General features: G+C 59.7%; 6 protein-coding genes. 1 reads left to right on the forward strand and 5 read right to left on the reverse strand.

Going from position 1 to position 16,200, the window contains the following annotated elements; translation table 11 throughout:
* Positions 1 to 21: 21 nt before the first annotated feature.
* The 5 genes from L1A08_RS18775 to L1A08_RS18795 all read right to left on the reverse strand — a co-directional run bounded on the left by L1A08_RS18775 (position 22) and on the right by L1A08_RS18795 (position 4,488).
* Positions 22 to 384, reverse strand: a complete 363-nt coding sequence (locus L1A08_RS18775; protein ID WP_238758063.1) for a Dabb family protein — start codon at positions 382 to 384, stop codon at positions 22 to 24.
* A gap of 289 nt (positions 385 to 673) precedes the next feature.
* A complete protein-coding gene (gene hpt, locus L1A08_RS18780) occupies positions 674 to 1,201 on the reverse strand; it encodes a hypoxanthine phosphoribosyltransferase (RefSeq protein WP_238758064.1) in 528 nt (175 codons plus the stop codon).
* 30 nt (positions 1,202 to 1,231) lie between these two features.
* Positions 1,232 to 2,173, reverse strand: coding sequence for a DNA integrity scanning protein DisA nucleotide-binding domain protein (locus tag L1A08_RS18785; protein ID WP_238758065.1), 942 nt, complete (start codon positions 2,171 to 2,173; stop codon positions 1,232 to 1,234).
* A 139-nt stretch (positions 2,174 to 2,312) separates the two neighbouring features.
* The gene (locus L1A08_RS18790) at positions 2,313 to 3,269 is read right to left on the reverse strand and encodes a DUF6263 family protein (RefSeq protein ID WP_238758066.1); all 957 of its coding nucleotides are present in this window, start codon (positions 3,267 to 3,269) and stop codon (positions 2,313 to 2,315) included.
* Positions 3,270 to 3,387: 118 nt separating this feature from the next.
* On the reverse strand, positions 3,388 to 4,488 hold the full coding sequence (locus tag L1A08_RS18795) for a hypothetical protein (RefSeq protein WP_238758067.1): 1,101 nt from the start codon (positions 4,486 to 4,488) through the stop codon (positions 3,388 to 3,390).
* A 479-nt stretch (positions 4,489 to 4,967) separates the two neighbouring features.
* On the opposite strand from L1A08_RS18795, the gene L1A08_RS18800 reads away from it, so the two are divergent.
* A complete protein-coding gene (locus L1A08_RS18800; protein ID WP_238758068.1) occupies positions 4,968 to 16,160 on the forward strand; it encodes a beta strand repeat-containing protein in 11,193 nt (3,730 codons plus the stop codon).
* Positions 16,161 to 16,200 lie beyond the last annotated feature (40 nt).

Here is a 16,200-nt window from a genome sequence, read left to right on the forward strand (position 1 = left end):
TGGAGACTCCGCTGAGAAACGCTACTCGTGGGTCCAGTAGTCGACGACCAGGACGTCCGCCAGGATCGGTTTCAGTTTCACCGTGAAGGCCTGGTGTGCGGGGTGCGGCAGATAGGCGTCGAGGTCGGCCTTGCTTTTAAAGGTGACCATAAAGCAGTGCGTGAAGCCCTTGGAGAGTTTTTCCGGGCTGACGTCGGTGCCGTGTTCGTAGCCGATGATCGTATCGATCTCGTTCTGCAGAGAGCCGAACGCTTCCACGATGTCGTCGATCTGTTCCTGCTTCGCCTCTTCCTTGAACTTGAAGAGAACCACGTGCCGGTACAACCTTTTCGAATCCGCCTGAGAGGACTCGGCCTTCTTCGGGGCGGGATCTCCCTGAGCCATGCCAATCATTCCTGCCAACAAGACACAAGCGGAAAAGCCAACGAACCTGAGCATGTCCGATTCTCCTGCGAGCGACGTCGAGTGACGCCGAAATCTCTGAGAGTGAAATTGAATCCATTGTTTGCCGCAGCGGCTTCGGACACGTCATCAGAGTGTTCGAAAGCGATACGGTCTGAGCACACCGAAAGGCTTGCGCCCGTTCGCTTAGGGTAGCGATCCGGTTTCCGGCTTTCCATGGGCCGTCCCGGGAAAACGATAAAAACCCACTGATGCCAGACCGATCGCGGCTCTACTGCAGACGAAGCTCGCAGATGTCGGCGAGATGGCGGTAGTCGTCGTTGTAGTCGAGCCCGTAGCCGACGACGAAGTGATCGTCGATCTTGAACCCATAGTAATTCGGCTCGACCGCATACGTCGTTCGGCACTGCTTCCAGAGCAGGACGGCGGTATTGAGCGAAGCGGGGTCGAGTGTCTCGATCTCTTCGACCAGCCGCTGCAGGGTTTGTCCCGTGTCCAGAATATCGTCGATCAGCAGCACGTTCCGGCCCGTCAGCGAGGGAAGGAAGTCGATATTGACGGTGAGCTTGCCCGAGGTGGTCGACTCGCCGCAGTAACTGGAGGCCTGAATGACGCCGACCTGATGGGGGACTTCCAGAGCGCGCATGAAGTCGGTGAGGAACATCAGACTTCCGGTCATCACGCCGAGCAGCGTGATTGGCCCGCCCTGGAACTGTTCGGAGACTTCGAGCGCCAGTTCGCGGACCCGGCCCTGGATGACCTCAGCGGGAATCATGACGGTCAATTGCGGATCAGCCATGGTGATAATGCCCGAAGGGATCGGGAAGAATTAGTCGTTGGCGCTCGCCGGCGGTTCGAGGATATCTTCCCGCCATTTCATGGCCCGATCCATCGGCTCGATCCGCAGGACGACCACCCCGTCCTGAAACAGTCGCACGGTTCCGGTCGATTCCGAGACCGCGATCGCAATGCCCTTTGTCGCTTTCGAAATCGCCGCCGCGGCCCAGTGTCGAGAGCCAAGCCCTTTGGAAAGAGTCAGTCCTTCAGCCGGAGCATCGAGAATGCGACCGGCCGCGACAACCGTGCCGTCGGAACCGATGACAAACGCTCCATCGATCTGCGCCAGTTCCTTCACGCTCTCCCGAACTCGGGGATTGCGAAGCTTGCAATCTTTCCGACTGTACCCCCGAAACGGATCGTGAACCTGTTCGTGAGACATCTGCATCACTTTGCGGTGATTGCCGACCACGAAGAGGGTTCCGACCGATTTGCCTTCCCGTCCTTCGCGGCCGATTTCACAGGCCAGATCGACGACGAGCCGCAGTGTTTCAAGCGGAACCTGAGTTTCGAGTCGCTGCAGATCGCGGGATGTGAGTCTCGAGAGTTGCTCGCCAAGTGGAATCACACTGATGGTGTCGACGTCGTCGCGGTCGTAGCCGGCATAAAGCGTGACAACAGTATCGCCGGAACTGATCAGTTCATCGGCAATCCCCTCAAGCAGCGCCTGGCCAAGCTGGTTCTGCCGGGTGCCCGGTTCCTGGAGAAGTTCAATCAGGTCGATATCGTCCGCTTTGACAGCGTCCTGAATGTCCTGCTTATCGGAAGCGACAATCAGCCGGGTGTCTTTGAAGGTCCGCTGGATCGCTTTGAAGTCGTAAGCGGATTCGGCCATGATGAGCACGGCATCGAGTTCGAGCTGATCGGTCAGCAGCTTCGCCGCCATGAGGAGGCTGCCAACGTGGGTCGAAATCTCGGCGCGCTTGTCGGTCACGGAAAACTCCGGAGACGTTGCTCAGGAGGCAACAGAGGAGTGGGGAAAAGACATCAGACCGCAGAGGCATAGCCGCCTGCGGTCTGAGTGAGTGTAGGCAAACGGGATGCTCCGTCAAGCAGTCCCGATGGTTCTGCAATTATTTCTGCGAGACCTTGTCGGCTTCCGCGACCGGATTCTGCTGTTCGATCAACTTCTCGACCCGATGGTTCTGGGCTCTCACGAGCGTACCGGTTCCGAACGCACCGACGACCTGGTCGTTTACGTTCTGCTCTCGAGACAGCATCACGCCGCGCTTCATATCAAAGGCGATCGTGCCTGAGGGGGTCATCTGCATCAGTCGAGTCTGGACCGCCGGATCCCGCATCAGCGTCGCCAGGGCGGTCGATACCTGCAGAGTCGCCACATCACCTTCCACGCCTTTCAGCGTGTACTTGCGAATCAGCTTGACCTTCTCTTTCAGGCTGTCGGTGACCGGGACTTCGACTTCGAGACTCTGATTCCAGGTGTCCCCAACTGCGATTTCGCGGTCGGGAAAGACGACCAGAAAGTTAATGGCAGGATCGTTCTTGGTGTCGGTATTAGCCTGCAGGCCCTGAACGTGAACCAGTTCGCCACGATCATTCACTCGCATCCGACAGAGCGGGACGTTGATCGAATCCATGATTGACTGCATCTTCGCCGGCTGCAGATCGGGATTGGCGCTGTCGAAAAGCGTTGGATTCGACTCGTCGAACTGGGCCATCATCCGGACCCGGTCGATCATCAGCTCGAGCGTCGCCTCGTTGTTCTCATCGACGCTGACGACCCGGTAGTGACGCCATTGCTGGGATTCATTGCGAACCGTCTCGGCAATTTCGTTCTTGCGGGTCGTGTAAACCGAACGGTCGTGCACCTGATATTTGACGAACTCGCCCTTCTCGAACTGGTACGTCAGCCGGTAGGTCGGCTGATCGGTTTCGTCTGCTGCAGTTTCTTTGGCCGCGGTCGACGGTTCTTTTTCGGCTTCTTCGCCAGCGAAAGCGTTCAGATTGAAGCCGGTAATCAGGCAAGCTGCGCAAAGAATGTAAAACCAGTTGGATGTCTGCCCGGGCATGGCGTCGCGTCCCTGCAAGTGTCGAAATTCGGCGAAAACTCCGAAATCCTTTCTCGGAGCGGCCGGATCGTAGCAGACATTGCCGATGCGGACGAGACCAATTTGAGAGCGAGGCCGGTCAGGGAATGATGAACGCCATGCCAGTGACGGCGGTCAGCTCGACGAGGACCGCCTTGTACGTCCATTCCGGCTGCCGCGGTGCGTACGGCGTCATCGAGCCCGGGTCGCTCTCGGACAGTTCATACTGAACCGAGTTCGGCGGGTCGATTGTCATCAGCCCCGGCAGCAATGGAGCCGTCGCGAAGAACTGCACCCCGGAAACGAGTGGCTGCCAGTATCCCCGGGAGTAGCCGTAACGCTCCAGGTTCGGTTCTTCGAAGTACAACGGGGCATGCGTCGTTTGCGGAGCATTCCAGTGCTGCTCGTGAGCACACCAGTCCCGTTGAGTCCCCGGCACATGGACGAGCACCATTCGCTCGGCCTGGGCGGGAGTTCGATCTTCCGGCAGCGGGCCTTTCTTCGGGCTGATATCGAGCCGTACTTCGGCCAGTGGTTGGTCGTCGTCCCAGCGGGCCCGGTTCAGGGCCGGGACGCGGGCCCGTCCTTCAACGGGGGCACACGGGTTGAGCGGCTCCAGATAACTGGTCGACCCCGGAACCTGTTCTCGCTGAAAGACATTGGGCCAGACCGGACGCCGCCCGGCGAAGGATCGGCTTCTCGGGATCAGCAACTGAGCGGGAGCGAGTTCATCGTCTTCATACCAGACGCCCGGGCCTGGGGCACGCATCCCGGGGAAAAGCGGTTCCGCAGCGGCATTCTGAAAGCACCGCGGTCCAGCGTCGAACCATCCGGTTGGCATCACCGAAGTTTCAGAAGCAGCCTGCTCAGCATCGACCTCGAAGTTAGCCTGCTCGGCCTGTTGCGACGGATTCCCGGCCAGCTCGACTTCAGCTGGAGTCGCAGTTTCGTCCCAACCAGCGGGGAACACCTCGGAAGGTGACGCCGTAGTGGCCGGGACTTCTTGAACGAGTGTCGGCTCGCCTGTTCTGGGAATCCGCTGGGGATTCGTCCGAATCCAGAGATCGGCTGCGGCCTGGGGATTGTCGCTGGAGAGAGAAAGCCAGGCCGAATCGCCGGCAGCCGGGAACAGCGGAATCGTCGTCCGCCCCGGCGGTTCCGACCGCTCGCCAGCGACGGCGATCATCGAGCACAGCAACATCAGCAGCGCCGGCGTCCATGACGGGACGGGCTTTGCGACGTGTCGAATTCGCCATCGGTCCTTGGACATGCTGTTCAGTGGCCCGTTCAGGTTTTCTGTGCCGTCGTCCGCTCATTCATTGTGCGCATCGAACAGCGCACGCGGTCCCTCTTCAGTCGTCATCGGATCCGGGGAATCGCAAAGCTGAGAGAATTCAAAAAAACTGATACAAAACGCCTATCCTGCCGGAATTTCTTGCATTTGAGGGCGTTCGGACCGGTAAGATGAAGTCGAACGTGAGTCGCGGGCCAGAGGACATCGCAGCGGCTGCTTGACTGCGATGGTGATGTGTCAAACCGGAGTGAAGACACAAATTTCCGGAGAAACCGGGCGGAATCTGGCCTCTCAGGACGGCTGCATATGCCAGAGTTGATCAGGCGCCAGATCTGCGCGAAGGGGACCGGTGCGCCAGGACTGGTCGACAGGGAGGACTCCCGATCGTGGAGCGAAAATACGGCCGAGAAGCGGAGACGTTGTACGTGCACGGAAAATCAGACAGCCAGCAGGAAACGAAATGGAGCGTAGCCGCTCTCTTTCTCGGCCGACTCGGGGGGAAGCGGCCTCGTCGGGCCGTTCCGACTCGGCAAGCTGACGACTCGTGGAGCGACCTGTTTTTCCGCTGGCTGGGACAGCGGAAACCCGCACCGGCTCTGGTTCCCGTTCCGGTGCATCGCCCGCTGCGAACCGTTCGGCTCGAAGAACGCCGCCTGCTGAGTGTGACCGCCGGCGTCAACGGCAACGTACTTGAAATCGTCGGCGATGGGCTCGGCAGCGATGAAACCGTTCGCGTCGAAGTCGACTACATGACCGATACGCTCGAACTCTTCGACGAACTCAACAACAACATTCTGATCGACGGCAACGCCTCGGTCACGCTCGGATCGATCACGGGCGGCCTGGAGTTTGATCTCAAGGGCGGAAACGACACGATCATCACCGCTCCGATCGACTCGCTCTCGATCACGGTGATCGACGATCTCGGCACCGACGAGGTCCGGCTCTCCGGCGATAATTCCATCACCGGCGGTGCGATGAACATCACAGCCGAGGAGATCACGCTGACGGGCGACTTCGTGCTCGGCGGCGATTTCACGGCGAATGGCTCTGTCGAAGTTCTGGCGGCCACGACCTTCGACGTCACCGGCCAGATGGACTTTACCAGCACGGTCACGTCGATGACCGGCTCGGAATCGCTCGACCTGACGACGACCGGAACGGTCACGTTTCAGGATGCGGTCTTCGATCTCGGGCTGCTGACGATCGATTCGCAAAGTTCGGTTTCGCTGGAGAGTCTGCAGCACTCGAGCAATACCGGCCAGCTCGATATCACCAGTTCCACCGGCGTGCAGGTCACGGGAGCCATCTCAGGTTTTGAACAGATTGACGTCCAGAGTTCCGGCCTGGTCGACTTCAACGACGCGATCTCGCAGGCGCCGGCGTTCGCGGCTGGCAGCAATATCGATATCGCGGCTGATTCGGTGGAGTTTGATGCCGATGTCAGCGGCTTCAATTCGGTCGCCGTCGATGTCGACACGGAATTACGCATCGCAGCCGATTTGTTCGGCATCGATCAGTTCACAGTCACGGGAACGGGCCAGACTCGGTTCAATGGGGCAGCGGCTCAGAGTGTGTCCGCCGACGCGATCGACATTCAGGTCGACGCCGTGCTCGATCAGCACGTCACGCTCGATGGCGAATCGTCCATCACGCTGGCGAATGTGACCGACGGCGGAGCGGTTTCCAACTTGACGCTCGAATCGGAAGAAATCACAACGAAAGGCATTACCGGAGTCGGTACGCTTTCGATGACGGCCATCGCCCTCGGCCCAGCTGGCGGCAACATTCTCGTTCAGGGCGATGTGACCGATGTCGTGAATGTCTCGGTTGAAGCCACTCGACTGGTCACTTTCGAGCAGACCCTGACCGGAACGGGAGCGGGAACGTTTGCACTGACTTCGGCGACGACCGCGACATTCAATCAGAACTCCGGCGGCCTCTCCGGATTTACTCAGCTCGATGTTACGGCCGATGACGCTGTGTTCGTGGGAGCTCTCTCCTCGCTTGGTCCCGCGACAGTGACCGTGCAGAACAGCGTCGATTTCCAGGATACACTCAGCACCGTCTCCTCTCTCACGCTCGATGGCAACGGAACGGGAGCGTTCGGAGCTGACGTCTCCGTGACGGGCGATATCGACATCACTCTGGCCGGCAACACCGACTTCGATCTCACCACGCTGTCCGCTCAGAATCTTACGGTTCAGAACACGGTTTCAGTCAGTAACTCGGCGAACTTCACCATCGGCAGTCAACTCTCGCTGATGAGCTCGCTGACCGGAGCCGCGGGCGTCAATCTGACTGCGTCCGCCGATACAGTTTCCATTGATGGAGCCATTCAGACGTTCGATCAGCTGCAGTTGACCGGAACAACGTCAACATCGCTCGCCGGCAATGTATCAGGCGTCGGAACTCTGACTCTTCTCGGCGGTCCGGTTGAACTGTCGATGGCCACGATTACCGCCGACAATGTGGCGATCACGCCGCAGGTGACCGTTGTGAATTCGCTCACGATCGACGCCGATCAGGCCACCTTCGATGGCGTGGTGCAGGACAGCGGAGCGAGTGTCATCCTGCAGTTGATCGACGGCACCGACTTCGACTTCAACGCGAACGTGACCGGGTTTGATCAACTGCTGATCACCTCGGCGGCCACCGAGTTCAACGGCGTTTCCAGTATCAACACTGTCGCTCTGAATGGGGCGGGCGTTACGCGAATCGCCGGAGATCCCTGGACGAATATCGGAGAAGCAACATTCTCCACCACGGTTGAACTGACGGGAGCGATCAAGTTTGACGCCGTTGATCAGCTGCATTTCCTGAATACGCTGTCCGGCGTCACCATGGCCGATTCTCTGGAAGTGCTGAACGGCACAGCCGTTGATTTTGTGGCGATTGATAACCTGGTCACCCTCGACGTGCAGGCCGCCGATACGATCGACTTCAATGATACGGTCACGAACGTCGGCGACTGGATCACTGAGGCGGGAGTTCTCACCACGGTCGACTTCGCTCAGCTCTCGGTCGACTCGGCTGAGTTCCATGGCCCGGTCGAATTCACACAGACGCTGGAGATTCTCGCCACTAACAATGTGCTGATCGAAGGTCCGCTGCAGGGGAGTACGGGGGCCGAGGACTTCACGATCGATGCGACGGATATCGATCTCGGCGACTTCAGTCAGATCTCTCTGGTCACGCTCGACGGTTCGAGTTCAATCCGCCTGAGTGGAACACAGTCAGCGGCCACGTTTGAAGCGACCACCACCGATTTCACCGGCGAGAGTCAGTTGACGGTCGGAACCGGCACGCTGACGGTGACCGCTGAGACGATGGACATCACCGGCACGGCGACGCTGACGGCCAACGCGGGAATCGTTCTGATTCCATTGGACACCAGCACCTCGGTCGGACTCGGCGGAACGATTGGCGATCCGGCAGCCGGGACGTTCAATCTGACGGCCGCCGAGATCGGGCGATTCGCATCGACTGGCACAATGACAATCGGCCGGGCGGATCTCGCCGCCACGGTCACAACCCATGAACTCGATATCAGTGGCGAACAGTTCGATCTGACGCTGCTCGCCGGAGCAGGAAGCGATCTGAACATTCTGCAGGCCCTGACGATCGGGGCCAATAATCTCCTCGTCACGACCCCGACGTGCATCACGATTGCCGATGCGGTCTCGGCGACCGGAGCAGCTGCGATTGGCATGGACGCGATCGATGCGATCACGTTCACCGACAACGGAACGGCTTCCACAGCGACGGGGCTGCTGGAGTTCACGTCCGGAAACACGATTACGTTCGAGCAGTCGATGGTTAATGTCCTGTCGACCGCCGGCGGTCAGTTGCATCTGATGACCAATGACGTGCGGATCGATGCGGATTCCGCCTTCACAACGGGACCTGCGGGCGGAAACATCGTGATCGATGCAGCCGTGACGTCGCAGTCGAACAGCCTGTTCGATCTCTCGCTGACAGCCGGTACCGGGACCATCAACTTCAACGACACCGTCGATTCGCTGGACGCGTTGACGGTCACCTCGGCCGATGATGTCGTCTTCGCCTCGACGATCATGGACTTCAATGTTCTTGATATCACCGCGACCGATCTGACGCGGTTCCAGGGCGATGTGACAGGCGTGGGCCAGCTGACGACAGCCGCGACGGGCACCACTCAGTTCGAAACGGGCATCTTCAGCGTCGACACGGCGAACTTCGGCAACGATGTGCTGCTGATGACTTCCGTCGATTTCACGGCGACCGGAGCGGTGACGTTTGCCAGCCGGGTTGATGGCAATGCGGCGACGCATTCTCTCGTGCTCGATGCCGGCGGCGATGTTCGCTTTGAAGACGAAGTTGCGACCCTCGACGAGTTGAATGTCTCTACAGTTGCCGGGCAGGAGATCGTCTACGTTGGGCAGGTGACCTCGATCGGAACACTCACCACCGGGGCGGGGGGCCGGACGGTTGTTGAGACCGATCTGATCTCCGCGGACGTCGCGACGTTTAACAATCCGACCAGGATTGAGAACGATGTCGTGATGCAGATCGCCGGAGCCCTGCAGTTCACGAGTGCGGGCGAGTCGATTTACACCGCCAGCAATGGTTCGCTCGATATCACAGCCGGTTCAACTCAGGTGGATGGATCAATCTCGAACCTCACTTCGCTCGATGTGACGGCTGCGGGCGAGACCCGCTTCAATGGCAACTTTGTGAATATCGATGCGGTTCAGACCGACGGGGGCGGCGAAACAGTCTTTGGCGGGATGCAGACACTCGAAATCGGGACGGCCACGTTCACCGATGCGGTCCGCATGCTCGATGACGTGACCATCAATGCGACCGGGGCTGTGGCGTTCCAGAATACTCTCGATGCCGATGGAGCGGATGTCGATCTCGATATCACGTCTGCCTCGGCGACTTTCACCGGAATCGTGAGTGACTTTGCCTCATTGAATGTCACCGCAGCCGGTGCAACCCGGTTCAATGCGAACGTCACCGACGTCGCTGTTCTGCAGACGGATGGCGGCGGGACGACTGTCTTTTCCGGGAATCAGACCGTATCAATCGGCACCGGCACGTTTGGCGATCAGGTCGATCTGGAAGGAGATGTGACCTTCGATGTCGGCACGTCGCTCGAGTTCCAGAGTCTGGTTCAGGGGACGGTCGCCGATGTCGATCTTGAGATCACCTCTGCTGCAGCGGCTCCCGTGACCTTTGGGGCGGGCGTTGCCGACCTTGAATCGCTACTGGTGACGACCGTCGGAACGACTCGCTTCACCGGCGATGTCACCAACGTCAACTCGTTGCAGACCAACGGGGGCGGAACCACGGTCTTCACGGGCACTCAGTCTCTGCAGATCGGACAGGCCACGTTCGATGATGCCGTCGAGCTCGAAGGCAATGTCGATATCACGGCGACCGGTGCGGTTTCGTTCCTGAATGGGATCACCGGGACCAACGCAGCCGAGCTGTCGGTCGATGCAGCCGGGACGACCAGGTTCACCGGAAATATCACCGATGTCGCCATGCTTGAGACCACCGGCGGTGGGGAGACAGTCTTCACCGGAAACCAGACGCTCACGATCGGTTCGGCATCGTTCGATGACAATGTCCGGCTCGAAGGCGATGTGACGCTGAACGCCACCGGTTCGGTCGACTTCAATGGCGAACTGGCTGGCGACACGATTGCGGAACTCGTAATCGACACCGGCTCCGACATCACGTTCCACAGCGGCGTGTCCGATCTGGCGCTGCTCGATGTGACTGCGATGGACGAGGTGCGGATCATCGGCTCGGTGACCGATGTGACCACGCTCAATGTCGATGCCGCCACGCGAACGATTCTGGAAACGCCGAGTATTTCCGTCGGCACCGCGATGTTTAGCGGCGATGTGACCGTACGGACGTCGCTGATGCTCAACGCGGCCGGCGATGTGACGTTTAACGATCCGGTCAGTGGAGAAACTGGCACGGAACAGCTGCAGATGACCTCCGGCGAAGACATCGTGTTCGGCGACACCCTTTCGCAGCTGCAAACTGTCACGCTGAATGCGACCGACACGATTCTCTTCTCGGGCAATCTCACCGATGTCGGCACGCTGGTCGCGACCAGCGGGATGGGGACGACGCTCGATGCGGCCAGCTTCAACATCACCGACGCGACCTTCAACGGCGATGTCCTCCTGACGCAGGATGTGACGTTCGTTGACGGGACTTCGCTTGTCTTCAACGACAATGTTCAGGGAATCACGGGGGCGGAGTCGCTCTTTATCGGACCGACGGCCGGGGACGTGACTGTTGTCGGGACGGTCAGCAATCTGACTGATCTGGTTCTAAATGGCCCGGATGATGTCGACTTCCAGTCGGCAGTGACGGTGTCTGATCTGCTGCAGATCATCGGCGCGACCGGGAGCGTCAACTTCAGTGGGCCCGTGAGTGCCGGGACGATTTCGCTGGCAGGCGACTCGCTGGAGATTCACGACAACATGACCGCAACCACCGGCGGCATCACCCTGGATGCAGTCGACAGCGTGCTCATCGACGCCACCATTGAAACAACCGCGCCTGCTGCCGCTGCGATTTCCATTGAAGCCGGCCAGATGATCGAGTTCACCGCTCAGGGGCATGTCATCAACCAGACCGGCGGTACGACCACGCTGACAGCCGATGACTCGACTCCGGCTGGGACGAGTCAGATTCTCATGGCCGATGGCTCTTCGGTCGAAACAACCGGCTCCATCGAGATGAACGCAGCTGGTGATATGACGGTGGCCCACGTGCTGTCGGATACGTCGCTGATCAATGCGATTACGGTGACGAGCCGCAACGGAGCGATCATCGATGCCGGCGATTCCGCGCGGGAGTTTGTGACAGACGGGCGGCTCACGATTCAGTCAGCAATCGGAATCGGCTCAGCCGACAGGCTGGAGATCAACGTTGGTGAAGTTGATCTGGAGAATGCCGCGGGGAATATTCAGCTGACCGATGAGACGACACTCGATGTCGTCGGCATCTCCCAGACCGGAATGGGGAACGTGTTGGTCATTACCGAAGCCGGGCCGATGTCGGTTCTTGGCAGCGGGACGGGAGTCTCGACGGTGGGTGGATTGATCACGCTCGATGCTCAGGGCGGGGGCTCGCTGCTGGTTGAGCAGCAGATCAGTTCGCTGGGCGGAGATGTCATGCTGTTCGCGGACACCGGCATTCAAACCGGAATGAGCGGCTCGGTGGTGACGACCGGAGTCACTGGAGTTGACGGCGGCGCTTTGACGATCCAGGTCCGCGGCACGGGTGACGTGTTGCTCGAACAGCGGCTCGAGACGTCTGTGGCAAATGGCGGAGCGGGCCCGGCTCGGAATGCGGGTACGATCACGATCACCACAGCTGATGGGAGCGTCTTCACGGATCGCATTCTGGCAAACGGCGGCACGGCAGCCGGCGGGAACGGCGATGGTTCCCTGATTTCGATCACGGCGAATGGCGGCTCGATCGAACTGCGGGGAGAAACAACCACCGTCGGCGACACGGACGGTGAAGTCGTGATGACGGCGACCGATTCGATTCTCGACCGAGCAGACGGGCAGACGCTGATTAACGCTGGCCGGGCTTCGTTCACGGCTGGGCAATCAATTGGAGAGATTTCCGACTTCGCGATGGCGACCGGAAACGCGATCGATCTGCAACTGTCGGTTGCGCTCGATCGAGCCGAGGTTCAGCAGGCGGGCGGCGAGATTCATCTCCATCACACCGGCGACCTGTTCGTTTCCGATGGAGCCATCATTCTCGATGCCGATGGAGCAGCCGATCTGGTGGTGACATCGACCGGCGGGCTCGATATCGGCACCGACGGCACCGGTCTCGTCACCTCAACGGGCGATGATGTGCATCTCGTGGCAGGGACCGATCTGGTTCTGCAGGACTCTGGTATCAATGTTGGAGAAGGTCAGCTCAGGTTGACCGGCGTGAACGATATCGTCGATGCCTCTGGTCGCGAACTGGGACTGCTCACCGCTCAGGACCTGTTTGTTCGTTCGGGAAGTGTGGGCGGAGAAACTCGGCTGCTGACCAGCGTCGACACCCTCGATGCTGAACTGACGACATCCGGCCGCGTTCTGACTGTCATCGAGAACGATGCCATCGTGCTGAATCGCGTTCACACCGTGGATGCCGATTTCAATCTGGAAGCGGCGACTGTGGCGGCCGGCGATATCACCGTGGTCGACATCCAGGCCGGAGTCGCGACGGTGGAACTGATCGGCACCGATAACACCAGCCGCATCGTAAACGGGGGTGGAGCAGGGCGAACGATCCAGGCTCAGTCGCTGGCGATTTCCGTAACCGACGGAGTGGCCGACAACGATCGGCTGGCCGTGGAAGTCGAGAATCTCGCCGTAGAAACAACGCGTGGCGACATCAATCTGATCGATCTCTCCGACGGGCTGACGATCACGAATGTCCGCAGCGTCTCCGGAGCATCGATCTCTGCTGGAGATGGGGATGATCATATTGATCTCCGCACGGTCGGATCGATGCAGGTCGATTCCGAGGTTCGGAACACCGGCGGCGGAAATGTGCTGCTGGCGGCGACCGGGGAAACCGATGCCGATCTGACGATCGACGCCCGCGTGGCCGCGGAAAGCGGGACGGGGAACGTTGCCCTCACAGCGGTTCGCAATGTCAGCCTCGATGGCGCTGCGGCGATTGAAACCGATCAGACCGGCGAGATCCTCGTCAGTGCCGGGGAAGACCGGCTGTTGACCGGCACCGTCGATGGGGTTAACGACGCCGCGATCTTCATGAATGCGACCTCGACGATTGCCTCTGATGCTGGCGATGTCCTGCTGCGGGCTTCCGGGGATGTCACGCTCTCGTCGGTCAATGCCGACGCCGATACGAATGGTGTCCGGGGTGATGTGACGATCATCGCCGATTTCGCCGGCGTCGATGGCTCGCTGATGCGAGGACTCGGAGCGGTGTCGGAGAGCACGCCGGAAGGCGTCACGAACATTACCGGGGATGCCCTGGAAATTCAGGCCGCCACGGGGATCGGCAGTAGCGACGATCTGCGGACCGATGTCGCGACTCTTCTTGGTGTGAACGACGTTTCGGGCGATGTCCGAATCTTTGAGATTGTCGGAGCAGGGGACAATGATCTCGAGGTTCTCGGAATTGCGAACACGGCCGGCAGCATCGACGTGATGACGGGCGACGGCTCGCTGCAGGTGACGGGGGACGTTTCCACGACTGGAGCAGGGCAGGTTCGCATTGTTTCCGGAGACGCGGATGTTGACGGCAATGGCGATCTCACGATCACGGCTGACATTACCTCGGAAACGGGCTCCATTGCACTGCGGGCAGACGGGCAGCATGTCACCGTTTCGAATGACGCCCAGATCGCGACGACCGACGGGAACATTGTGCTCCGCTCCGGTGCGACTGGCGATGGCGACATCATCCTGGTTGATGGCTCGGGCGTGAAGACGGGAACCGGTACGGTCTCACTTACCGCCTTTGGCGACATCTTTTTGAGCCGGGTGGAATCGACGACGGGAACCGCGATCAATATCACTGCCGATGGAGCGGTTCTTGATTCCGGCGATCAGGGCACACACGATCTCGTCGCCGAACAGGGACGCGTCACGATTACTTCCGGCGACGGCGTCGGTTCTGGCAATGCACTGGAGACGGCGATCGGCCGGCTGGTTGTGACGAACGTGGACAATAACATTGAGATCTTCGAGAGCACCGGGCTGCTGGTCGACGGAATCAGTCAGGGAGCGGGCGATGTGATTCTCTCCAGCGGGAACGCGCTCACGGTCACGGCTGCCGGAACCGGGCTCACCACAACGGGCGGAAACGTCGATCTGACGATGCGGGGGGCTGGCGAGCAGTTTGCGTTGAATCAGGATCTGCAGACAAACGGTGGCAATGTCGCGATCAGCTCGGCTGGGGGAATTGATCTCGGGCCGGACGCCGATCTGCTGACAGTCGGCGGATCGCTGAATGCGGACGCAGCCGATGCGTTTGTGATGAATCCGACGTCTCAGATCGATACGCTCTCTGGAACCATCGACGTGACAGCGGGCCAGAATATCGTGGTGAGCCAGATCGGAACGACGACCGATCTCACACTCGATTCGACCAATGGCGGCGTCGTGAACGCGATGAGCGATGCCACGGTCAATCTGCGGGCAGAGCGGCTTGCGATCTCTTCTGCGACCGGCGTTGGTTCCGCTGCGGCGATGCAGACCGATGTCCGCACTCTCGCGATCGAGAACGATCAGTCGGGCTCAATTCGCATCGTCAATCAGAGCACTGATGAGCTCGTCATCGGGCAGTTCGCCGGCGTTACCGGGATCTCGAACCGAGGCGGCAGTGAAGGGGACATCGGCGTTTTCAATCAGGGATCGATGACCGTCAGCAATGCGATCAATAACCTGAGTGGGGGAGATATCACGCTCACGGCTGATGCAGCCGCTTCTGGGACTGACCTCACGATTGACTCGATGATCTTTGCGACGCCGAGCGGGGCGATTACTCTCAATGCCGGGCGAGACCTGTTGATCAACGACAGTGGAGAAGAGTTCGATATCTTCGGCGGCTCGGTCACCGGATCGGCGGGTGATGACGTCGAGATTGCCGACGATGTGATCGTTCGCAGCCGGACCGGCTCGGTTGTGCAGGACCTGCCACTGATTGAGAACATCGTCACGCCTCAGGTGCTCGCGTCGGGCGACGCCAGTGTCTCGGGAGATTTCGGACGTCTGTTCGAGCAGAACTACACGATCTTCGTCGACTGGGCCGATGGCACGGTCGATGCGAACTTCGAGAACAATCCGACGCCCGAGAGCTTCACCTACAATCACACTTACGACGGCAACCCGAATGCCGCCAATCCGGCCGCTCCAATTCCGATTACCGTGAGCATCATCGATGACCCGAACATCACGTTCTTCGAAGGGGGCGAAGAGGTCCTGCTGCCCTCGATTACGTCTGTCGCCGACGTTCCCGGTGAAGGTCTGGCATCCGGGTTCGTGTACGATCTGAGTATCGAAGTTCCTGAACTGGGAGCCGTTTCGAGCACATTCGCCGAGGCGATCGAAACGGAACAGACCGATGCGGTGCAGGATCAGGAAACGAGTGAAAACACTGGCGTGACTGAAGAAGTGCAGACGCTCGATGAACGGATTGTGAAGCTGCGGGTGTTCAACGCCGCCGGAGAAGTGGCCGAAGAGATCACGCTGAAGGGGGATCAGGCCCTGATGATCCTGAACGACTTTGTCGGATTTGTCGAAAAATACGATTTGCCCGACGGTCGCTACCAGATTCTGCAGCAGGAGCCGGGGGAATCGACGCCCCGCGTCGTCTTCGATTTACTCTTGAGAAACGGCCGCCCTGCTGACAATAGTGATGGTTTGCAGGACCGTCCGCCGACAGCTGAGGAATTCATGCAGCGGAACGGCGAGGAGATCCCAACAGAAGGCAACTCGGAGCAGACGCCTTCCTCTCCGGATCCCACGAATACCACGCCGCAGAATGACTCGACGTCGAACGCGGATGAAATCCAGCCCTGACTTCTCGCTGTGAGCGCGGGACGCGTCCGTGCAGAGCTCA

The organism is Rubinisphaera margarita (assembly GCF_022267515.1).
Classification (GTDB): Bacteria; Planctomycetota; Planctomycetia; order Planctomycetales; family Planctomycetaceae; genus Rubinisphaera; species Rubinisphaera margarita.